The 23,311-nt window shown below is 40.3% G+C and carries 19 protein-coding genes and 1 tRNA gene; 5 read left to right on the top strand and 15 right to left on the bottom strand.

Annotation, left to right across the window (positions count from 1 at the left end; translation table 11 throughout):
• Positions 1–20: 20 nt before the first annotated feature.
• The gene (locus EXM22_RS08675) at positions 21–1,292 is read right to left on the bottom strand and encodes an HD domain-containing protein (protein ID WP_149486135.1); all 1,272 of its coding nucleotides are present in this window, start codon (positions 1,290–1,292) and stop codon (positions 21–23) included.
• 62 nt (positions 1,293–1,354) lie between these two features.
• Here EXM22_RS08675 and EXM22_RS08670 point away from each other — a divergent pair, with 62 nt between their 5' ends.
• Complete coding sequence (locus EXM22_RS08670; RefSeq protein ID WP_149486134.1) at positions 1,355–2,026, top strand: hypothetical protein; 672 nt, start codon at positions 1,355–1,357, stop codon at positions 2,024–2,026.
• On the opposite strand, the gene EXM22_RS08665 is transcribed toward EXM22_RS08670, so the two are convergent.
• The 4 genes from EXM22_RS08665 to EXM22_RS08650 all read right to left on the bottom strand — a co-directional run bounded on the left by EXM22_RS08665 (position 2,023) and on the right by EXM22_RS08650 (position 3,919).
• A complete protein-coding gene (locus EXM22_RS08665) occupies positions 2,023–2,565 on the bottom strand; it encodes an ATP-binding protein (protein WP_149486133.1) in 543 nt (180 codons plus the stop codon). The genes EXM22_RS08670 and EXM22_RS08665 overlap by 4 nt on opposite strands.
• Before the next feature lie 2 nt (positions 2,566–2,567).
• On the bottom strand, positions 2,568–2,912 hold the full coding sequence (locus EXM22_RS08660) for an STAS domain-containing protein (protein WP_149486132.1): 345 nt from the start codon (positions 2,910–2,912) through the stop codon (positions 2,568–2,570).
• A gap of 151 nt (positions 2,913–3,063) precedes the next feature.
• Positions 3,064–3,396: a PilZ domain-containing protein gene (locus EXM22_RS08655; RefSeq protein ID WP_149486131.1), complete on the bottom strand. Its 333-nt coding sequence runs from the start codon at positions 3,394–3,396 to the stop codon at positions 3,064–3,066.
• Positions 3,383–3,919, bottom strand: a complete 537-nt coding sequence (locus EXM22_RS08650; protein WP_149486130.1) for an ATP-binding protein — start codon at positions 3,917–3,919, stop codon at positions 3,383–3,385. Before EXM22_RS08650 ends, EXM22_RS08655 begins: the two co-directional genes overlap by 14 nt.
• Before the next feature lie 45 nt (positions 3,920–3,964).
• Here EXM22_RS08650 and EXM22_RS08645 point away from each other — a divergent pair, with 45 nt between their 5' ends.
• Both EXM22_RS08645 and EXM22_RS08640 read left to right on the top strand, forming a co-directional pair.
• Positions 3,965–6,937 (top strand): tetratricopeptide repeat protein, encoded by a 2,973-nt coding sequence (locus EXM22_RS08645; protein WP_149486129.1) that lies wholly within the window; start codon positions 3,965–3,967, stop codon positions 6,935–6,937.
• Between the two features lie 75 nt (positions 6,938–7,012).
• Positions 7,013–7,085, top strand: a tRNA-Met gene (locus tag EXM22_RS08640).
• 155 nt (positions 7,086–7,240) lie between these two features.
• Here EXM22_RS08640 and EXM22_RS08635 read toward each other — a convergent pair.
• Positions 7,241–7,903 carry an SIR2 family NAD-dependent protein deacylase gene (locus EXM22_RS08635; RefSeq protein WP_149486128.1) on the bottom strand — a complete coding sequence of 221 codons (663 nt, stop codon included), beginning with the start codon at positions 7,901–7,903 and terminating at the stop codon, positions 7,241–7,243.
• A 271-nt stretch (positions 7,904–8,174) separates the two neighbouring features.
• Here EXM22_RS08635 and EXM22_RS08630 point away from each other — a divergent pair, with 271 nt between their 5' ends.
• Positions 8,175–9,170, top strand: coding sequence for a zinc-dependent alcohol dehydrogenase family protein (locus EXM22_RS08630; RefSeq protein WP_149486127.1), 996 nt, complete (start codon positions 8,175–8,177; stop codon positions 9,168–9,170).
• Between the two features lie 217 nt (positions 9,171–9,387).
• On the opposite strand, the gene EXM22_RS08625 is transcribed toward EXM22_RS08630, so the two are convergent.
• From EXM22_RS08625 to EXM22_RS08590, 8 genes are all read right to left on the bottom strand, one after another.
• Positions 9,388–10,407, bottom strand: a complete 1,020-nt coding sequence (locus tag EXM22_RS08625) for a LacI family DNA-binding transcriptional regulator (RefSeq protein ID WP_149486126.1) — start codon at positions 10,405–10,407, stop codon at positions 9,388–9,390.
• Between the two features lie 39 nt (positions 10,408–10,446).
• A complete protein-coding gene (locus EXM22_RS08620; protein WP_149486125.1) occupies positions 10,447–11,448 on the bottom strand; it encodes a Gfo/Idh/MocA family protein in 1,002 nt (333 codons plus the stop codon).
• A complete protein-coding gene (locus EXM22_RS08615; RefSeq protein ID WP_168203419.1) occupies positions 11,435–14,011 on the bottom strand; it encodes a glycoside hydrolase family 2 protein in 2,577 nt (858 codons plus the stop codon). Before EXM22_RS08615 ends, EXM22_RS08620 begins: the two co-directional genes overlap by 14 nt.
• Positions 14,008–15,036, bottom strand: coding sequence for a carbohydrate ABC transporter permease (locus EXM22_RS08610; protein ID WP_149486123.1), 1,029 nt, complete (start codon positions 15,034–15,036; stop codon positions 14,008–14,010). The genes EXM22_RS08615 and EXM22_RS08610 overlap by 4 nt, the downstream gene beginning before the upstream one ends.
• Positions 15,026–15,781 (bottom strand): carbohydrate ABC transporter permease, encoded by a 756-nt coding sequence (locus EXM22_RS08605; protein ID WP_210411571.1) that lies wholly within the window; start codon positions 15,779–15,781, stop codon positions 15,026–15,028. The genes EXM22_RS08610 and EXM22_RS08605 overlap by 11 nt, the downstream gene beginning before the upstream one ends.
• 289 nt (positions 15,782–16,070) lie before the next feature.
• On the bottom strand, positions 16,071–17,459 hold the full coding sequence (locus tag EXM22_RS08600; protein ID WP_149486121.1) for an ABC transporter substrate-binding protein: 1,389 nt from the start codon (positions 17,457–17,459) through the stop codon (positions 16,071–16,073).
• 59 nt (positions 17,460–17,518) lie between these two features.
• Entirely contained in the window at positions 17,519–18,508 is a 990-nt protein-coding gene (locus EXM22_RS08595) for a Gfo/Idh/MocA family protein (RefSeq protein WP_149486120.1), read from the bottom strand.
• A gap of 907 nt (positions 18,509–19,415) precedes the next feature.
• Positions 19,416–21,014 (bottom strand): methyl-accepting chemotaxis protein, encoded by a 1,599-nt coding sequence (locus tag EXM22_RS08590; protein ID WP_149486119.1) that lies wholly within the window; start codon positions 21,012–21,014, stop codon positions 19,416–19,418.
• Between the two features lie 225 nt (positions 21,015–21,239).
• Between EXM22_RS08590 and EXM22_RS08585 the strand changes: the two genes are divergently transcribed.
• The gene (locus EXM22_RS08585) at positions 21,240–21,722 is read left to right on the top strand and encodes a hypothetical protein (RefSeq protein WP_149486118.1); all 483 of its coding nucleotides are present in this window, start codon (positions 21,240–21,242) and stop codon (positions 21,720–21,722) included.
• 167 nt (positions 21,723–21,889) lie between these two features.
• Here the strand turns inward: EXM22_RS08585 and EXM22_RS08580 are convergent, their stop codons facing one another.
• Positions 21,890–23,140 (bottom strand): diaminopropionate ammonia-lyase, encoded by a 1,251-nt coding sequence (locus tag EXM22_RS08580; protein WP_149486117.1) that lies wholly within the window; start codon positions 23,138–23,140, stop codon positions 21,890–21,892.
• Positions 23,141–23,311 lie beyond the last annotated feature (171 nt).

The raw sequence follows: 23,311 nt of genomic DNA, 5'->3' as shown, positions 1-23,311 counted from the left end.
AATAAATCGCATGGCAGTCGTCAGGGTATGGAGAAAGGATCTATTTCAAGGTGAGGAACTTTTAAGGCCGTTTGTTCCGGAACAATCACTTTTATATGACGCAATGTTTCTGTAAATCCCTGTACAACAGGTTTGCTGAACACCGTCGGAGACCCTATATAGGGCTTTTTTCCACCCTTGTCCAGGATGGGGAGGTTCACCTCAAAGGAGATCCGGGATGGGATGTCTATCACCAAATGATTTTGGGGGAGAGTTCCGGGATACTGGCTCTCGATGAGTTTTGCCAGTCTGTTTTCATGATCATTTCTAAACTCAAGGTCCATGAGATCCCGGTGGAGACCATTGGATTCATCAAAGGGAGTCTGTGAGATGGTGGTGTAGTTGCTGGGGGTTTCCGACTCTCTGACGAGGGAAGCCAATTCTTCAGGCAGGGCCGTCATTTTTGTGAAAAACTCATGATCATCCATGGTATAGAGCTCTTCTGCTTTGATGTGATGGCCAGAGAGGCCCAGGTAAACGGCTTTTTTCACCAGAGCCGTAGAGATCCTCACATCGCTGTGCCAGTACACAGTCTTATACATCAGGTATTTGGAAAAAAGGATATTTTCCACGGCCGAGACTCCTTTGAGTGTCAGGGCTATGCCTGTTTGAGTGGGACGTATCTGGGATATGGCAAAGTCGATATCCTGCATTCCGTAGGGGACTCCGCAGAAGTAGGCATCGCGATTCAGATAGTCCAGTTTATCCGGATCGAGAACCCCGCTGAGGATATTCCTGAAAAAGGTGAGTTCTCTGTTTCCCTTATCCGGCTGGGAGCTATCGATGATAGCGGCTGTCAAACCGGGGTCTCCTCCAATTTCATTTTTGATGATGTCAGCAATCCCTGAATTCCTGATAATTTCTGCCGAGAGAATTTCATGATCCATCAACGGGAGCTCCATAAAGGAATGAGCGTGGGGAAAATGACCTATATCATGGAGAAAAGCGGCACAAAGGAAGGATTTGACTCCTCTCAGCGTCAGGTGACCAGGGCATGTCTCAGAAAAGAGAATCGTCTTTAAAATGCGTCTGGCCAGGTAGAATACACCCAGAGAGTGAGAGAGTCTCGTATGACTGGCGCCAGGGTATACAAGAGATGCCGGTCCCAGCTGCCTAATCCGGCCCAGCTTTTGAAATTCAGGATGATGCATGATTTTTAGGAGTCCCGGTGATAAATAAATATGTTTCCACAGAGGGTCTCTCACCGGAACTGTGTAGTCTTCGCTCAAATGACGGATGATTTCTGCTCTCATACTGCTGAGTATACACAAAAAGGTCTTTGACGGCAGGGGGGATTTCTGTTAAAACGGTGTGTATGAGAATCTTTTCCCTTTGGCTTGTCCTCCTCCTTATTTTCTCCTGTACTCCCAAAAAAGAGAACATACTTAAAGATCAGGACCTGATGAACCAAGACCTCTCTCTCGATGATTCAACTGGTACTGGTTTAACAATGAAACGGACAGATCAGGACGAATTAGAAGATGGAGAATCTGAGAGTCAGGACGCAGAACAGCTCAATGAGGAATTTACGGGTCCAGTACATCTTCAAAGAGTAAAATCTAGAGGATATATCCTGCCAGATAGTCTGCTCATTGGACGCCAGACTGACCCTCTTTCGACAGATTTGGCTGAGAGGGAAACCGATTATATTGTTAGGGATTTTCTGAATAATTTTAAAATGGGTAGAGTCCCAAGGGAGTTGTTATCCCTAGAGGCTCATCCTCTCTTTCTTGAAGAACTGGCTCTATATCAGGATGTCGGTCTTGAAATTACAGATTTCTACATGGGGACCTTTAGAGTCTATGGAGACCAGTCCCAGGTGAGGGTGGCTTTGTTTTTTGGTGTAACTTACCTGGAGGGGGTTATGTATTTGAAAAAGGAAAATGGTTTGTGGAGTCTTCAGGACTGGGAAATTCCTTTTAAGAACTGGCCCGGCGAACCCGTCCCGCTAGAAGGGGACGAAGTTCAGATCGGGACAGTCTATTAATCCATCTGAATTCCTGTCTTCTTTCGATGGAAGGACTTTCCAACGGCAACACAATTTGCTTTCTCCGTGAAAACAACACCGTTATCCCAATATTCCAGAGCTGCAAACATGGCATTTCCGCCATCATTATCATCACTCTTTTCTGTTCTGTATGAGACAAATTCAGAGAGAGTTTCATAATCTTCGTTGACGAGACAGTCATTCCGTTTCGCATTAAATTCATTCCATTCCTGAATGGCCTTGAATCCATCACCCTCATCTTCAATGATGATGCGTGCATAATCCTCAGAGAAGGTATACCAAACCTTTACGAGTTTTTCCGGATCGCTATGGTTTCCATGTTTGACAGCGTTCTTGATCAATTCGGAAATTTGTTGTTCCAGCAGGTTTATTTCTCTTATCTCGGGAGGTGCCTTTTGCACTATAAGCAGTGTGAAATATCTAATCTGCCTGAAATCGCTTGGAAATTCCTTGTAAAATAGGTTTTCCTTTTCCATCAGAGGATGATTGTCATTGATTTCTATTTTTTTCATTTCCATATTTATTGACCCCTCTGAAGTTCAAGAATCCCCTCTTTCAAGGTATCCCGCATGGGAAAGTAACCAGTTAGCTTTGTCAATTCTATTACTTTTTTAACAGAACCGTGTACATTTGTGATGATTAAACGGGCACTCCTTTTCTTGAGAGCAGAGCTGACATAGATCAAGGCGCCTATGCCGCTGGAATCAATATATTCCACTTTCTCCATGTTCAGAACGAAGAGGGTAATTCTTTTTTCAAGCATCTTACCCACAAGTTCTTTCAGTTTGAAGGCATTGTATAGGTCCATTTCGCCTTCAATATCTATGATATAAACACTTCCGCTTTTTCTGACTTTCAGTTCCAATCAGTCTCTCCTTAAGGGGGCTGCCTTTGGGGGCTTAAACCTCTAAAATCACAACAATTTACAGAGTTCCCTCCGGTGTGCATTGCTATTTTACGGGGAAGGAGGAATATACGTCAAGTAAAGAAAATCTTCTATGCTCTGAAGTGGCGATTCAGGGAGCCTTAAAAAAACGTTGATTTAAGGATTTATAGAGAATTTTACCCTCGGTGGATTCAAAAGAGCTGATGAGGATGCCCATTAAATCTTCACCTTCCACGTCCTGTTTGTTCCAACGGATGAGGCCCTTGATTTTGAAAGAATCACCACTGTCATTCGTAGGGAAAATGCGACAACTGACACTGTTCCCTTCCTGATAGGGAAGAGGTACTGGTGAATAGACTCTGAATCCATCGACACTGATGTCCCGGATATAGGCGGGAAGGCTGTTATCTAGTAGAACCTTCGCATAGCTCTGGCTTCTCTGTGTCTTTCTATTCGTTTTCATTTTTTATATTGCTCCTGAGTTCAATGCAGGTTCCTATGGTCCTGCCTTCTTTGAATTCATCATTCAGAGAACCATCTGATTCAATAAACTTTAGAATAAAGGCATCAAATGTCTTTTTGGTCATAAATAAACCCATGCCGAACCTGTTGAATCCATATCGTTCACGATATTTTAAAAAATCCTGGTTATTGATATCAATATCTTTAATGTTTTGATCCAGATCATAGGGCAGCATCTTTTTATCAAAGCCTCCACCATGGTCAGAAATCTTTATTATGAGCTCTTCTTCTTCTAACATCATCTTCAGGATTATCTCTTTATTCTCGTTTTTTTCTTTATGGGCTCTCACTGAATTGTTTATAATCTCCAGTAAGGCATAACGGATATTCTCCAGTTTTTTATCATTTACGCCGTTTATAACAATATGGTGAAACTCTTCAAGGATCTGTGAGAAGTCGGTGAAACGGGAAATCCGGAGCCTTATAGATTTATATTTTTTTCCATTATGTTTTATATATCCCATGGTTTATTATATAATAAACTAATATCGTTGCACTGACAGGAAATAATGTTTTACATCTTTTTTAAACTGGAAAATAAAAAACAGCTGATTCAACTCTATCCCACTCCCCTGGAGGAGCTCGAAAAAAGAGCTGCCGAATTGATTCATAGCTGCGGAGGGTCCCGTTTGGTCGATGAAGGAGACATCTTTCAATTTGCGGCCTTATACAGGGAGACGGCCATCTATGTGATGGAATGTGCTGAATCACTCAAATCTCTGCTGGATGAGTACAGACAATATCTGTGCGGATTTTCTATTATTATCTCTTCCGGTCATGAGCAAGATGACCTTGTGCAGCATTTTCACAATCTTTCTTTGACAACCTCCGAAGAGAACTGCATCTGGATGGAAGATTCTGTGAGGGATAAGTTCTCCGATTACCTTGAGCCGGCCAAGAGGGAGGAGTATTCGCAGCTTTTTCCTGTACAGATCAAAGTTGATAAATTGCTCTCTATTGAAGAACGGTACCGGCGTTTCATAAAGAGGGAAGACCTGATTCCATCCCTTCAAAATGATATTAATCAGTGGTTGTACCGCCAGGATGAATCTCCAGGGATGGTCATGACCTCAAACAGTCAGGAAGAGACGCTGAACATTTTACGTACAATCCTGGATGACAGTCATCATTTAATTGAAAATTTTCTTCTTATTGAACCGGCTGAAGATTTCTGGGACCCCTGGTATCCTCTCTGCCATTTTATCAATAAGGATTTTCTGCCTCATGTTGAGCAGTATCTGAGTGGCGATGATAAGCTTGTCTGGAAGGAAGACAAAATATTTCTTGAGAACATAAGCCGTGGTGATTGGTATCTTCATTATTATGATCAAATAGAAATTGATTTTTTAAAGGCTGTTGTCCTCTACTGGCGTGGCTGTCTTAAAAAATTAGATACATATCCAACTCCTCCTGTTTTGATCATCAGGAATCCCGGTCTTTTTTCAGAAAATTCAAAAATCCTGATCAGCCATTTTGTAGCTCTTCTCAAAGAGTCCTTTCCGCGGCAGAAATTTCTTCTTCTCACCGGAGACTCTGACGGGCCTCTTCCTGAGGGCTTGGATGATAACTTCCGTAAGAGAAGTATTCCTCCCATGGCCGATGAGGATGTCAGACTGAAGGCCGCAGATGTTTTTCCGGAATTGAAGCTCAGTCCGGATGAATTAATCAAAGCTTATAAAGCCGAAGGCCGTCGGCTCATGAGTCTCTTTTATTTTCTTCAAAATCGTCTGGAGGCAATACAGCATACCAGGACAGATCTTTCCTCCCCCGGAGCCTATCTCTTTGGTAGGGATAAATGTTCCATAGAGATCCTATCTCTTTGTTTCCCAGGGCGTTACTGCCTCACAAGATCTCAGGTCATTGAGTTCTTCCATTCCAGGGGAATCTCTCTGCCAGAGATAGAAGAAAGGCTCAAGAGATTTGAAAATTTAGGATATCTCCGTTTTCTTGGTACAACCGGCGGGCTGTGGTGCCGTCCTTTAGAGCTGGCCGTTCTTGAAGAAACTCCCGGTTTTGACGGTGAAGAATTAACTGAGGACTTTATCCGCTTTCTCAGCCGTGAAATGGAAGATGGAAAGATTGGTTCATTAAGCGGGCTATTTTACTATCTGAACCAGAAAGGAAGCATTGATTTTGGTCTGGATATTTTAAATCGTATTATTCATCACCTGTTAAAGATCAGAGAGAACGATCTGGCAGAAGATTTATTGAATTCTCCCCTATTTGAAAATCGTACACTGACTTTTAGTCAGCAGGAAGGGCTGCATAATATTCAATATGCCGGCAGGCTCAGAAGTGCTCTTTTGCGGAATTCCAAGGAAGAAATATCTGTGAAACTGGATGCAGGATACCTTTCTCTGATGGAAGCTCAGGGGGCCTGCAGTGAGGAATTTCTCCTCCAGCAGGCTCATTATCACGCCTTAAACGGAGATTCTGAGCTGGCTCAGACAACGGTGAAGGCCAGCCTCTTTGCTTTTCAGAAAAATAGCGACCACTACGGTGAAATCAGAGCCAATACTGCCCTGGCGCTTACAATGCTAAGCCAGAGAAAGCTTTCAGCATCCTTAGACTATTTTGAAATAGCTCTGCGGATCAGTGAACAGCTGAGAGATAAAGAAGCTGCTCTTATCAGCGGTAAGTTAATGGTCCTGTCCTCTTACCTCTATGGTAACCTTTCACTGGCACTGCGCTCTCTTGAAAGGCATATTCCCCTGGCACAGAAAGAAAGGAACCGTGAGACCCAGATCTTTCAGCTTTTTCTCAAGGGAAGAATTCTCTTTGAGTTGGGACGGTATTCCGAAGCTTTTAAAACTCTCAAACTGGGGCGACGTTTGTCCAAACGCTACTTCTTAACAAAAGAGTCCCATGTTATTACTTCCTGGATGGCCAGGTCTCTGTGTTTTGGACATAACGAGAAAATTGCCGATGAACTCCTGTCCAGACAGAGTTCTAACCTAGAGACGGCCTATTTTAGAGCCGAAGCCGCCTACATGTCGGGTGATAAGAAGATCGGGATTAGCTATTTGGAAGAGGCTTTTAGAGAGTACGATCAGAATCCCCTGTACATTCATGAGATGGATAGCTGGCTTGACGGATACCGTGTGATAGAAGGCCGTCTTTCCGATAAAGATTTTTATGAGGATGTTCTTTTAGATCAGGCTAGAGGTTTCTATTATCTCCTTATCGGTCTTAATGGAGAGCCCGAAAAAGCCTGGGAGGGACTGGCTCCTTTGTGCCGTATGGACCGGGCGTATAACCAGCAGCCTTTTGGGTATTATTTCTTTCTCTATGCCGCAGAGATCATCGAACAGACGGGAATAGTTGTGAGTGAGACTCATCAATCTTTGGTCAGTCATGCTTTCAAGCTCTTACAGACTAGGGCCGGGCGCTTTGACAGTCAGCAGATGAAGCATAACTTTTTTAGGAAAAACTACTGGAATAATGAAATTGTTCTCAAGGCTCAGGAGTTGAACCTTATCTGAATAAATTGATGAAAAAAAAGTTTCACTTAATGTTGACAAATTTTCCAGGAATAGGGTATATTACGCAGGCATTACGGTGGCGTAACTCAGTTGGTAGAGTAATCGGCTCATATCCGATCTGTCAGGGGTTCAAGTCCCTTCGCCACTATATAGCAAAACAGGACAGTTTTTACTGTCCTGTTTTTATTTATAATTGTATTGAAAAATGAAGCGGATATTCTTTAAAAACAGGGTGCTTTAAAATTCATTTGATGATGCAGCAGACTCGCAGAGGATGATGTGTTATGGTTCTGATCAGACCATTTATTCCTTTATCAAATCTATTAGTAGTTTTATTCCTTCGCTAGCTCCCTTTTTGATATACCTGTCTACTATTGTAGGAGGAAAGGCATTTATACCGGGATTGATTTCATATACCCTTGCTCCCGCATGCTTTGCAATGGTCGGGATATTGGCCGCAGGGTATACAATCCCCGAAGTGCCGACGATCACAAAGATATCAGCTTCTTTTGCCAGTTCTTCAGCTTTGTAAATTGCTTCTTCATTAAGGTTCTCTTCATAGAATGTAAAATCCGGTTTTGTCCAGGACCCACAGGAGCATTTCGATATGAGACCTTGTCTTTTATGACATTTCATACAGATACAGGTTCCAATAGAACCATGTAGTTCTACAACATCCTCACTGCCGGCCAGGGTATGAAAGTTGTCAATATTTTGAGTAATAACAGAGGCTCTCAGTGATGCAATCAGTTTATGGGCTTCATTGGGCTCTGATTCATTGATCAATTGGATAAAACCATCCAACCATTCCCAGGTTTTCTCAGGATGTTTGACAAAATAGGATAATGATAGGAGTTTTTCAAAATTCTCTTCATGGGCCTTTCCCATGTAATCTCTAAAGGTCGGGATATTGCTTTCCGCAGATATTCCGGCACCGGTAAAGAATACAATTTTTTTATCTGTCATGTTTTTACCTCTTTATACTGCCGGACAAGATAATGCTGAATTTGAATATAGAAAATCCGGTGTAGATTTTCATTATCTTTATCTATGCTTCACCTGGCAACTCTTTCCCTCTGCTTTATGAAAAATCGATGAAAGAGATATCACCGTATTTGATCAGTTAATGGTTTACGTAATCGATTAAATAGGTATAATTAACTCAAATGTATTGAATGGGTCCATTAGTAGATTCATGAAAGGGTGATTTATATAAAAAGAGAGGGAACATGAGATTATGAAGGCTGCACAAATTGAAAAGAAGGATTCGCTTAAAATTATAGAGACTGAGATCCCTGTACCAAAAGAAAATGAACTTTTAATTGAGGTCTTTGCCAGCGGTATATGTGGAACGGATCTACATATTTTCAAGGGCGATTACAAGGGGACATATCCCATTGTTCCCGGTCATGAATTATCAGGTATTGTACGTAAAGCTGGAAAAAAAATCCGTACTATCAAAGTTGGTGACAGGGTTGCTCTTGAGCCCAATATTTCCTGTGGAGTCTGTTATAACTGTTTGAATAACCGTCAGCACTTTTGTGAAAATATTGAAGCTATTGGAGTCACTCTTCCTGGTGGTATGGCTCAGTTTGTCTGTGCTCCAGAACAAGCTGTTTTTCCTATTGTTGATCTGAGCTTTGAAGAAGCTGCTTTTATGGAACCTCTGTCCTGTGTCCTTCATGGAGTTGAACAGGTCAATCCTCATCTTGCTGATACGGTTTTACTCATAGGCGCCGGTCCCATTGGCTTATTACTCCTACAAAGTTTCCTAGTCAAAGGATGTTCCAGTATTCATATTGTTGATCGGGATGAGGAGCGGCTGAAAATAGCTAAAGAGATGGGAGCCTCTTATGTGAGTCAGGATTTGAGCTCTCTTGAAAAAGAGTCTTATCATATCGTATGCGATGCTACAGGAGTGACATCTCTTATGGAAGCGACTCTCAACTATGTACGTCCTGCCGGACGGATTCTCTGGTTTGCAGTTCCCCATGTGGATGCGAAGGTTTCTATTTCTCCTTTTGAAATGTTTGCCAAAGAAATTTCAATATTTTCGACCTATACATCCTGTAGAAATTCATGGCAGGCTCTGAGTCTTCTTCAAAGTGGGAGAATCAGAGTGAAGGAATTAATTTCTCATCGCCTTTCATTGGAAGATTTTGAAAGAGGGTTGAAAATTCTGGAGACTCATAGTGAACCGGCGATGAAGATCATGATTCTTCCTAAAAAATAAGTAGGTATTAAAATATATAATACAAACTTCGGCCATCTCTGCTATCATCAGAACTGTGTGCATTTTTTTGAAAGTCAGCTCAAATTATATAATTAGATTTTTATAATAATTTAGGCTCATCTGGAAAAACTTTGGTCTACGGACCTGTTTTGGTAGATGAGCTCAGAAGAATAAAAGAATATTAGAGTTCAAATGAATTTTATGTCTTATATTAAATCTATTCGCACCCACATGAATTGCGAATAATCAGTTCGGTTGGAACGAAGGTCTCTATTTCTACAGGTTTTCCATTAATAATATCCACTAATTTATCAACAGCTTTAAAGCAGACTTCTTCTATATGAGAGCCTACGGTCGTAAGAGAAGGATAAACATAGGATGCAATTATCTGATCATCAAAACCTACAACAGCTATATCTTCTGGAACTTTATATCCAGATTCAAGTAGGGCTGAGATTGATCCAGACGCGGCATCGTCATCTCCAGAAAATACGGCATCAAACTGAACTTTTTTTTCTAGTAGTCTAAAAATCGATTTTCTTGCCATTTCATGGTTGAATCCACCATATTCAATCAATTCAGGATCAAAATAGATTCCATTCTCTCTAAGTGCTTTTCGATACCCAGCTTCACGCCATTGCCCATTTTCATGTGTTGCAGGCCCTCTTTGAAAAACAATCCTTTTATATTGGTGTGCTTTGATTAAGTGAGAAACCAGTCTATAAGCACCTTCCTTATTTTCTATATTTATAAAAGGAATATCCATGAATGGGGGTGATGAACGAAATATCAGTACAACTGGAAAATTGGAATCAGTTAATCTTTTAAGATCCTCATCATTGAGTGAATCCGCAAACACAATAACACCATCAGTATTGTGTTCTCCAAAAACAAAGTTAGGTTTCTTTTTAACTTCCTCAACTTCCTCAACTTCCTCAATGGAATGAATCAGTAAGGCGTAACCTAGCTGTCGAGATCTTTTCTCTATTCCTCGTATTAACGAAGAAAAATAGGGATCTGATAAGGCGGAACAGGCAAGTCCCAGTGTCATCATTCTTTTGTTTGCGAGTATACGTGCCGCAGTATTAGGTATATATTCAAGAGAATCAATTGCATCTTGAATGAGCTTCGAATTTTTATCCGATACAAATGCTGTTTTATTGATATATCTGCTTACAGTAGCGCAGGATAGTCCTGCTTTGGCGGCTACATCCACAATCCCTACTTTTTTCTTCAAAAGATTCCTTCCTAATACAGTTTTATCTTCAACGAAGATTTACATGGTAATCACACAATTAGTCTCTGAAGACCTATAGGCCGCATCAGTGATTCTCATGACGACCTGACCTTCTTCTATTCCGGACCGGGGTGTTGAACGATCCCGAATGCAATTTATAAAATGGGTCATCTCACTATCATATATTCTTTGTGCACAATGATCCTCACGAGCAGGAAGATCCGGAACGGTTTCCTTAAATCTATCTGATTTAAGCTTATAACAAGTTGGAAATATACTGGCATAGCCTTTGACACCAAATAAACGTGTGGCAGCCTCTGGTCCATCTGAATGTGGTTGCCACCAGCCAGATTCAATAATGGAAGAAGTACCATTACTCCAATTTATAATAATGATACCTGAATCGTCTACATCATAATTGCCGAAAAATGTTCCCAATCGGGCATAGACAGAAATTGGTTCAGGATCTCCTAAAAGAAAGCGAACTGTATCAATGGCATGAACACCCATATCTATAAGAGCACCTCCACCGGAAAGTCCTTTTTTTACAAACCATCCCTCTGGTCCCCAGTCTTCATGAATGCCGTATCCTTTTGTCTTTATGATGTCACCGAAAGTACCATCTTTTATCAATTGCCTCATATAGTTTACATCATCATCAAAACGCCACATATGACCAGTCATTATAATACTTCCAGATTTTTCAGATGCCTTGCGGATAAGCTCGCCTTCTTTAAAATCCATTGCTAGTGGTTTTTCGATAAAGACATCTTTACCTCTTTTGAGAAATTCGATTGCATACTCGGCATGAAGTCGATTGGGAATAGCTAGTATAACACCATCAAGATCCGGACTCGATGATAGGGTTAAAGCATCATCTGATGTATTCTTAATATTATATTTATCTGCAAATAACTGTGCGGATGATAAGGAATGTGCACAGATAGTCGTTACTTCTACATTTTTCAAACTGGAAAGAGCTCTCATATGATAATCTGCTATAAAACCTGCTCCAATCATGGCAATTCTAATTTTTTTCATCTTTATTCCATCCTTTTATTCTCAGTTCTGTAGATTTGCTAGGGACATCTCTTCTCTTTACCCTCGCTGATACTGATTTTATCTCATGGGGAAGTAAACTGAAGTAATTCTCACTCCAGAAAACAGGTAAAATAGGATTATCCACTTCCGTGTTTATCAAGTCCAAAACAAGAAAGAAGGCTATTTTGTTACTCGTGTTTTTTAAAGTAATCTGGTAAATTTGTTCATCTTCAAGGTCGTTTATTGTTAGAGTTGAATCAATTTGAGGAAATGGCAGTGACATTAACTCAGTGTAGTCCGCGTGCTCTTTACTTGGTGTGTAAAAACCAAAATCACCTACTACTGCTTCATAATCCAATACATCTTTCTGTTGAGACAACCAATAGAAGTTAGAACTGATTTCTTCATTTTTGTCTAAGAGGCGTAAATCAAGAAAATAAACAGAGCTCAGCGGCAGATTTCCTGGTATTTCTAACACTGGAAATGAAGAATCAGGTTCTGATATAGATTGTGTTTTTTGATAGAAAATCTCCTTCGAATTGATATCAAAGATTCTGATTTGAATGTCAACTTGCTGTCTCTTATCAAAATCATTGATTAGAATAACTTGATTGCTTCCATAATTGTAAAGAAGATGTAGAGGCTCACATGCTTTCTTCACTCCATAATAAGCACCATTCGGCATCAGATATGAATCAAAGAGTTGCCAATAAAGGCTTGGGAATGCAGAATTAAGCATCCATTGTATAATACCTGTCGATTTACCCTTATTATTTTGAAAAGCTTCGAACATCGGTCTCATCAATTCATAATTCATGACTTGCGATTTCATCGCAAACTCTTTAATTGTATTTGAAACCCCATATCGTTCATCTAAGGCTTCTTTAAAGCGACTGATACTAGCAAACTCATAGAGACCGCAATGAAAATTCCATGTATCATTAATAGGCCATAACAGTTCTGATGAGAACATCTTTTTCAAACTATCCAAAGGAGGAACATTTGCACCGGGACAAGTTTCAGTGTTAAAACCATAGGCTCCTCCCAGATTTGTATTGGTATACCAATAAACGGGTGGGGTGTGATCATAGGGGCCAAGCATCTTTACTCCGGAAGAACCACTGATAGTACTCTCAATTACGGCGTTTGTGATTATTGATTGTTCACTTCCCACCCCTCCGGTTGAGTTTAGATAAGGACGGGAAGAATCCCATTTCTTGAATATCTCAATATACCGCCGTTCCAGGTCCGGGTGTGGGACCATATCACTTGCAACTGTCCAGACGAATATAGAAGGATGATGCCTTATAGAGAGGAGCTGATCTTTCCAGGATTCAGCAATAAGTTCTATTGCTTCGGGAGTTGATACGGCACCATAGAGGGGGTCAACAGGCACACCCATGTGACATTCATGCTCCCAATGACAACTCCAACCAACCATAACCAGCATTCCATATTGATCACAGAGGTCGTAAATTGTCTGATCCTTCCCCCAAAAACCTTCCAGGCGAATACAGTTCAAATTCATATCCCTGGCATATCTTACCTGGGTTTCTATTGAATCATAAGTATCCTCAAGAAGGAGATCATCAGTCCAGCCGGCTCCCTTTATTAGAAGCTTTTTGCCATTGATAATATAGCCCCGGTGACCTTCATCAGTGAGATAATCGGATACGGAACGGATACCAAAGTTTGTAACTGTACTATCAGACAGAGCATCATTTATATAAAATTCTAATTCTAATCTGTAGAGATGCGGATCACCAACATTGTTGGGCTGCCAAAGTTTAGGATTTTCTATAATCAAATCTTTGTAGTCATCAGAAGTAAAGTCTACATCTATGCTCTGATGAGGATCGAGGTTCATTTGTTTGGATAAAGAAATGGAGCCGATAGATGCCTTCAAGAGACCCATAATTGATTCAGAAGAATGATTTTGAAGTATGGCTGCAACAGTTAATTCAGCCTGGCTATAATCAGGGGTATTGAGATGGCTTGTAACACAGGGTGAAGAGATTGAAATACCTTTATTAAACTCAAGGGACACATCTCGGAAGAGGCCCATATTCTTGTCAGGAGGTCCCGGATTCCAATCTACAAATCCAATTGAAAAATCTCCTTTCTCAGGTGGGAAAATTTCAACAGCTAGTTTGTTATTTTTTTCTTTAAGATATTCTTCAATTTGAAAGTTCCAATGCCTATAGGTTCCGAAGATTTGAGATTTATCAGCAATTAATGTCCCATTTAACCAAATGTTGGCTCTATAATTGATTCCTTTAAAAGATAATATTGCTGTGTAATCAAGTTCTAATGGCTTTAAGTCAAATTCACTGAAATACAACCATGAGGTCTTAAACTGGTTTGTGTCGATATCAAGAAGATTCTTATCTTTGTATATGTCTTTATAAAGACCGGATTTTACAAGTGCTCCAAGGACTGTTGAAGGAACAGAAACATCTATCCATTGGCTCTTATCGGTATATTCAGAACTCAGTTTTTGACCTTTCTCCTTCACAGATATCGAAGGATGTATTTTCCATTCTTTTATTTTTTTTGTGATCATTCCTTTACCCCACTCATAACAATCCCCTGGGTAAATACTTTTTGGCTCAGAAAGAACAAGATCAGTGTCGGTAGTACCATCATAAGTGAAGCTGCCATAATGAGGTGTGTATTGACACTGTACATTGCATTGAAGGTCTGAAGACCAACAGCCATTGTCCATTTTGTTCTTGTATGAAGGAATATCAGAGGTTCATAGAAATCATTCCAGGCATAAAGGAAATGAAATATTGAGACTGCTACTAAAGCATGACGTGACTGGGGAAGGATAATATACCAAAGTCGTTGTAGTGAATTTGCACCATCAATCTTTCCAGCATCATCCATAGCAAGAGGAATGGTCATAAAGAACTGTCGCAGGAGAAAAACATTATAAGCATTGGCAAAAAATTGAGGTACAATAAGGGGCAGTAATGTATCAACCCAACCGATACGTTGAAAAAATACATAAAGAGGTATCAGCGTGACTTGTCGCGGAAGCATAATGGTGGATAGTAGTACCAGGAACAGTATGTTAAGTCCCCTCGCTTTAAAACGGGAAAGACCATAAGCTACCAGTGAACAGGAAAAAAGCATCCCCGCCATCCCAATGAACGTTACGAGTAAAGTATTAGCTAGGTATTTAAAGAAAGGAACAGTGGTCAAAGCAAGAGGATAATTTTCCCAATGAACATCCAAATATTCCACTATGTTGTCATTATTAAGAGGGAGTAATCTGATATCGTCTTCATCTCCGGGAGCAGCAAAAAGGCCCATCTGATCTGGTTGTTTCTTTATCAAGGCCCATTCTACAATTTTACCGTCAATACTTACCTTGTATAAGGGTTTCTCCTTACCGTCAATGTCCACTTTGGTAACAGACATAGGAATTAGACCAATGGGATCTCGGCGAATTTGATCCACACTTTTTAGAGATGTTCCTACCATATAGATAAATGGAATAATAATTGCCGATGATCCAGCTGCAAGAAGAAGGATTGCCAGGGTCTTTGTGAACAAGTTTCCAGATTTTCTTTTATTTTCCATTTTTCTTATTCTCCTGATTTCCCAGCTGACCCTGATAAAAAACCCAGTATTTTGATGTTTTGAATAAAATGACTGTGATTACTAGAATAAAAATAAAGAGAAGCCAAGCCATAGCAGAGGCTGTCCCCATATCAAAATAGCGGAAAGCTGTAAGATAAAGATAAAGGTTGTAAACCATCGTGGATCTCGCCGGACCACCCAGACTGCCCGCTTTGTTGATTCCACCTGTTCCTGTAACCACATATACTTCAGTAAAAAGCTGAAATGTGCTTATGAGACCTAAAATCAGATTATAAAAAATAACAGGAGTCATCATAGGGATTGTGATATTAAAAAAACGCTGAATAACATTGGCTCCATCAATTTCAGCGGCTTCATACAAAGATGTTGGTATACTTTGTAGTGAAGCAAGATATATGATCATACTGCGACCGACACCCCAGAGACTCATCATTACAAAAGAAGGAATGGCCCAATCGGGGTCGAGAAGCCATTTAGGTCCGTTAATCCCGAAAAAGCCTAATATTTTATTAATGAGACCAATGTTCGGGTCAAATAATCGAAGCCAAACTAAAGCAACAGCCACTCCTGCAATAACAGACGGGAAAAAATATATAGTCCGCCATATTTTCTGACCCATAATGTCCTGGTTTAACAATACTGCGAGAGAAAATCCAATAATCAGGGTTAAAGGAAGTGCCAGGCCGGCATAGTAAAAGGTGACTTTAAGAGATTGATGAAACATCGGGTTTTTGAATAGGTTTGCATAGTTCTTCAAACCTACCCAGACAGGAGGATTTACTATATTAAATTCCGTAAATGAATAATATAGAGATAAAATCATAGGCCCTATTATGAAAGCAATAAAACCGATAATCCAAGGAATAGTATAGAGATAAGCCTCAATCTCTTCTTGTCGATTTCTAGATAATTTTTTCAATTTAAATACTTCCATTTGATCTGAAATATTCCTCAACAAAGTTGAATTGAGAGGCAGAAACACATCTGTCTCTGCCTCAATTGCTATTTAACTATTAATGTGATTCCCAATAGTTATCCAGTAGATCCTGAATTTCTTTATTCGCTGTATCTAAAATGATTCGGGCATCCTTTTCTTCTCCTGAATAGACCAGAGAAGCGCTATTTCCCATTATTTCTTCAACACGGGACCACTCAGGAACCCATGATTCATGGTGTGGATCATCTAAATACTGAATCCCTTCATACATAACCGAATAATCCAAACCTGGATATTCTTTTTCCAGAACTGTCTGGAAGTCATCTGACAAGGAGACTCTGGCTGGAATACAACCATAAATCAGAGCCATCTCGACAGCTTGTTCAGGAGCTGTCAGCCATTTCATAACTTCCCATGCTTCTTTTTTGTTTTTGGCTGCTTCAGGAATGGCAAAAATATTAGCATGGATTCTAGCTATCCGCTCTCCCTTCTGATTAAAGGGTATGGGAGCAATATCGTGTTCAAAAGAAAGGCTTCCTAATCCTTCAGCAAAGAACCAGGTATGGCTTTCAAACATAGCAACCATGCCTCCCCCAAATGGATCTGCACCAGCACCATAGTAGGTAGATTGTCCTGCAGCATCAGGAATAAATCTGTCTTTCCATATTCCATCGCTGAGCCATTGCAGGCCGTAAACCCATTCTTCATTATTTGTTGTTGCTGTTTTATAGTCCGGAGTTGTCGGTCTTCCTACAAATTCAGCACCCCATTTTGCAAGATAACCCCGTGCTGCAATCCAGGAATCATCATAACCCCAGTGTTGCATATTCTTTTGATCAAATTGGGGAGAGGTTGGATTATTTCCATTCTTATCCATTGTTAATTCAATAGCAATTTCTCTGAGTTTTTCATAATTCCATGATCTATCACTATAATCATGGGTTGGATAATCAATACCTGCTGAATCAAAAATATCTTTATTATAGAAAATCATGGAAGGAAAGACACCAATGGGTAATCCCAGCAATTTATCGGAATCAGAAAAAAGATTTATCGATTCAGGATAAAAATCACTCATATCGAAGTTGTCATCTTCTATGAACTGAGAGATATCGCTCCAGCTACCATGTTGCTGAGCTAAACCGGCAATACCGTTGGGGCCAACAAGTTGTGGAGCATTTCCTCCTGAGAGCATGGCCAGATACCTGTCGTTCGCTTCATCATGAGGAACGATTAGAAATTCAATTTCAATATTGTCATGAGTTGAATTATAGGCTTCCTGTACAGCCTCCTGTTTCGCTATTTGATCAGGATTTGTGCCTGTACCAAAACCAACAAAAATAACGACTTTTGTCTTCTCCTTAACACTTGAAACCTGATTAGCTTCTTTTTTCTCTTTTCCACAGGATACAACTAGAAAGAGGCTCGTTATCAGGACGGACAACCAGAATAATTTCTTCTTCATATACTACTCCTTAATTTTCCTATACCATTAAAATAGAGACTTAATCTTAAGATAAATCTTTACTCAATTCCCTTATATTTCAGACCTATATGAGCCCGAAAACGATCCATAGTTCTTCCTAGTGCCAGGGTTTCTTCATGGGGAACCAAGTCACATTCCAGTTTACCGGCACGAAGGCATTCCATCACTTCAACTGCTTCATAATTCCAGCCATTTCCTTCTAGGGGACTTTCGAATACTTGCGGCTTTTGACCATTCAAGTGCAATGTAAATCCGGTGGGACAGAAGAAGGGTTCATGTATGCGGATATAACCCTTTGTTCCGGAAATTGTTGCTTCCTTAGGAGATTCTACATTGAAACTGGAATATCCCAGTACTATTTCTCCTCCCTTATATTTGAAAAGCATTCCAATTTGTTCATCAACACCTGTTGGACCCATATCAGCAAGGGCTGTAATTTCATCCGGCTCACCAAAGAGTATATGAGCCATGGAGACAGAGTAGGGACCAACATCCATGAAGGCTCCACCAGCTAACTCAGAAACAAACAAAGGATTTGTTGTTGACCGTTCACACAAAAATCCAAAATCTGAAGATACCATCCTGACATCTCCAATGACACCAGATTCCCACATTTTGCGAGCTTCTGTAAAAGCAGGAATGAAACGGGTCCATAGGGCTTCCATTAGGAACACCTTTTTTTCACGAGCTAAGGTAATTACTTCTATTGCGTCTTTAGAATTAACCATGAATGGTTTTTCACAAAGAATCGGCTTGCCAGCATTAATAGCCATAATACAATTGTCTTTATGGACATTATTCAATGTTCCGACATAGACAACATCAACTTCAGGATCTTCGATTAACCCTTTGTAACTGCCATGAGGATTCGGGATTTTATATTTCGAAGCAAATTTTTCTGCTGTGTTTTTACTTCTAGAACCAACGGCAACTAATTCTGCATCCGGTATAAATGAGAGTGCTTCGGCAAACTTTTCAGCAATGTACCCTGTACCAAGGATGCCCCAACGTATTTTTCCTGAAATCATAAATCCTCCAAAATTAATGTAAGCGTTTACATGAGTGTAGGCCTGTATCGGTTGTATAGTCAAGGATAAATTCTTTTAGGTGTAATAATTTGCTACTTTTCTAGCAAATTGTTATCTATTTAAGTAAGCGTTTACATTGTTGTAGTTTTTTCCAAATAAAATATATTCCTTCTCAATATGAAAATAGTTGAAATTCTATTCAACTATTTGTATTTATGGTAGATGTAAATGTTATGACATTTTTTATGTTAATACTTGTGACTAGGGAAATTTAATATTTTTGGTGTATAACACATATCATTAGATAAGGTTCTTTTATTTGTGATATTTGAAAGATGCTATCAAAGGTTATTTCAAACTGATACTCCGTCTCAGCTTTAGACAGTTTATATAGATCTTCAGTCTTTAGAGGATAGGTCTTTTAGCTTTCAATAGTAGAATAGGGACTTTAATAATGCATAATAAGAGTAATAACAAGTCTGGAATTCACAAATAATCGTAGTTTGATTCTGTAGTAACTGTCATTTTTATGAGCAAACATGTATTTAGTATTCATTTTTAGCAGGGTATTAACGTTGGAGGATCACAATAGTCCGAGAGGCTAGCAGCCCAATTCTCTGGCAGACCCCGAGGCACTTTTTTACACTGGTCTCTGAACCAATGCAAATATACAAAAAGCTGGCTTTAAAAATAAAATATTCAGATTCTGATTAAAGAATAGAACCAGGACAACCTGTACTGGAATCTAAGCAGTGAATGCATCATCTGGACCTTGTCTGAGCCCTCAGCTCATGGTTCTTTGTAAACAGAATCATCCTCTCGAATGATTGTCTGACCATAAGGGATCTCTCCTGATCTCTGGCTCATTCATTAAATATCTTCTGTATTAGATAATACAGGGAGTTTTCTATATTTCTAGTTTGCCACTGAAATCCTGCACATAATCGTTGATAATATTACATTTTTCACTTAATCCCAGTGAGGTCTTATGAATCACAGAACTTCCTTTGCTTATTTTGGACATGCTTGCTGCCAGGGAATTCATAAACTCTCCAAGGCTGGCAACATCAACTGAGGTATTGCTTTCGTTTTCTTTTACAACCTTGACTGCGTCAATGACCTCTGTGGTGAGCTCATTCAATACAGACGTGGTAGACAGTATCTCATCGCTTCCGGAGGATAATTCGATGATACTTTCCCTGATTTCATCAATGGCGAGACTCACTTGTTCTATTTCAGAACCAATTGATGAAAATGTTTCACCACTGTTGACTACATTTGTTCCTGTGTCTTCAATGGATGCAATAAGCTGATTCAATGTCTCATTGACTTTTTTTGAGTTAAGAGAGCTTGATTCAGCCAATTTTCTGACTTCATCTGCTACCACTGCAAAACCTTTACCAGCATCACCAGCGTGAGCGGCTTCAATGGCTGCATTCATGGAAAGTAGATTTGTCTGTCTTGATATACCTGCGATAATGGATACCATTTCCCTCACATTATCGATATGACCGCGTACCTGATTAAAAGAGTTCGCTGTGCTGTTAATGACCAAAACACCCTGCTCAGCAGAATCTCTAAGCTGCTGAACCGAGGCAGATTTTACCTGTATGACATTTAGCACACTCTTGATGGATGCGACCATTTCTTCCAGAGCGGCCCCTGTCTCAGAAATCTTATCAGACTGATCCAGGGCAATTCTATCAAGGGACTGCATATTCTTTGCAATAGTTTTTAAAGATGAAGTAGACGATTCATAGCGGGATGTCAGGTTTTGCATCTGATGAGTTACATCCTCAGCATAGGTTTCAATTTCCTTAACCACTGATACGGTTTCCTTTGCCTGATCATCCATACTCTGAGCCAGATGCAGCTTTTCTGAGGCTTCACCAGCTAGGTCTGTCATTTTATTGGCTACCCGGTCACTTTCATCTATTCGAAGCAGGGCTTCATTGAGGACCTTGTCCATAATCTTTCTAAGAAGTACTGCCAGAACGGCAATTACCGGAAAGATAGCCACTGAAGAGGTCAATTGCTGAAAAAATCCTGCAGAGAATTCTGAAAACATTTTCCCTATATAGACCCAGGCAATGAAAACAACAAAGTAGAGAGACGCTATGCCTGTTATAATATAGAGATGAATCTTCTGAGGAGAAAATATTGTTGCCAGAAGGATTATAATGGAGCCCGTGAGAGCGGCATTGGCTATGCTGTGCTCTCCATCATACCCATTGGCAAAGCGGGCTGCTATGATAATGACTGTCAGTGAATAGATTGCACTGATGGCGGCTCTTTTATATTGGCCACGCCTGTTCATAAACAGACTGTATAGTAGAAATCCATCCAGAACACCCAGGAGGGCAGAACCAATATAAAGACCATTTAGAAAAGAACTCACCACGGTTAAAGATGCCGCGGAGATGAGGACATACAATACAATTTGTAAAATTGGAGCCTTCAGTTGGATCTCATATTCGGAAGATTTATAAACATTTTTTAATTTCATAGTATCTTATATGATACTCATATTCTTGTAGTTAATGAAGTGTCATTTGCAATTATAGGGTTGAGTTTTGATAAAACCTATGCCTCATAGAACAGATTCGAATGAGTCTCCGACTAAAAGACGATTGGACTGGGGTTCCGCTGGATCTCCTGGAGAAGTTCTTGTATCTGGCTCTATTTTTGTTTCTGTAAAAAATCTATTATACTTAAATTTTAGGGAGTACAAATGAACTATCTATATATGATCATCCTGGGTCTATTGATCCTTGGTATCCTGCTTTTTTTGATGAAGCGGAGTACGAAAGTGCATGAAGAAGGGAAAGATGAGGAGACCAACCTTGCCGATTTGAATGAGACCTTTTTAAAACATGTTGAAGGGAGAACCGTCATAGATCTGGTAAAGGTTTTTAATCCTTCCGATGAGATGATTCTCCGCTCCATTCTCGCTTCGGAAAATATTGACAGTTATGTCAAATCAAATCATTTTGGTGATCTTTTGGGTTGTTCTCGGGAGTCAATTTTTTCAACTGCGGTTATCTCTGTCTTTGAAGACAGCAGCGGTCAGGCTAAGACTATTGTTCAGAATTATATTCATAATCTATATAAGGATCAGCGTTTAGACGAGGAAGAAAACCTCCATCAGAATCCTCCCGGAAAAGATGATGAGTCAGGCTCTGATATCAAGTATATCCCAGAGCTTTTGGTTTAGTTGAGTTATTACGTATTGGTCCTTGTGTATAAGCGAAAAACTTTGATTTCTTTAGGACATCAGGAATGAGCAGCTAAGGATTTAACTGCTCATTCCTGTTATTGTTTTCCGTTTCATTTCATGGTCTAATCCAGCTTAATACGGAATAAATATTTATAAAAGAAAAGTCAGGCCTTTCCGTTCTTTTTAGTCCAGAACTCTTTTGGGACGGGATTGGCTCCTTCCCAGATGATCTGTCTGAAATGATCAGGGTCTGTATTACCTTCGGTATTAATGAGGAGAATTTGTGACTGGCTGTCCAGTTTTAATGACTCCTTGAGATCCTTCAAGCCTTCTTCGGTCAGAATACCGATGAGAGCTCCCAGGGTTACCGCACCGGATTCACCCGATACAATAAATGGATCACCCTTTAGAGGTGTTGCATATATTCTCATCCCCTTGGCCGCAATGTAGTCTGGGCAGGATATGAAGGCATCTGTTTTTTCTTTCAGGATATTCCAGGCCAGGGGACTTGGCTCTCCGCAGGCCAGTCCGGCCATGATTGTATCCAATGACCCCGTGATGCTATGGGGTTTCCCGTCATTCTGCTTCATCGAGGCATAGAGGCAGTCCGCATTTTCAGGTTCAACTACGACACAAATCGGAGCCTTTTCACCAAAGAGGCTGTGGTAGAAACCTATAACGGAGGCCGCCAGGGCACCCACTCCGGCCTGAACGAAAATATGACTGGGTTTAATGATTCCCTGACCGCTGAATTGTTCCTGGGCTTCAAGAAACATGGTGGTATAACCCTGCATGATCCAAGTGGGGACAGTTTCATATCCGTCCCAGGATGTGTCGGATATCACATTCCAGCCATTTTTGGCCGAGTCTACCACAATCTGCCTTACGGCATTATCATAATTTCCCTCTATAATTTTTACTGTGGCTCCATAATCACGGATGGCTTGTATTCTAGGTGCAGAGGTCTCGGAGTGTACGTAAATTACACATTTATGGCCCAACTTTCCCGCCGCCCAGGCAATGCCACGTCCATGATTTCCGTCGGTTGCCGAGGCAAAAGTGATTTCTCCCAATTTCTCTCTGACTTCTTTGGATATCAGGTAATCGTATGTGAGAGGCTGTCCTTCAAGACCCAGTTTTTTTTGTATGAATTTATAGAGTGCAAAGGATCCGCCCAGAACCTTGAAAGAATTCAACTCAAGTCGTTCTGCTTCATCTTTGATCCAGATGCCGCGGACACCGAACATGCGTGCCAGGTTGTTCAGGTTTTTAAGGGGCGATATTTTATATCCAGGAATCTGAGAATGGAAATTCCGTACTTCGTGTACGACTTCAAGGGGAAATTGCTTAATGACCGAAGTAAGATCTTTTTTCCCGTTTAGAATCCACCGCATATCTGCCTTATTGTTTTTCATAAACTCTCCCAACGTTGTTAGTCATGAATCATGATACTCCTGTTGTAGCGGTATTTCAATGATTGTCTCTGAAATAGAAAATAATCTGGCCTGTTCTTTCGGGGGGGGGCTAATAATTGTATCTGCTGCTTCAAAAAATTCATGATTGACTTGAAAAGCTAGGCATGGTCA

Source organism: Oceanispirochaeta crateris (assembly GCF_008329965.1).
Lineage (GTDB): Bacteria > Spirochaetota > Spirochaetia > DSM-2461 > DSM-2461 > Oceanispirochaeta > Oceanispirochaeta crateris.
Note: the sequence above shows the minus strand (reverse complement) of the source record. Positions and strands in the feature narration are given on the sequence as shown.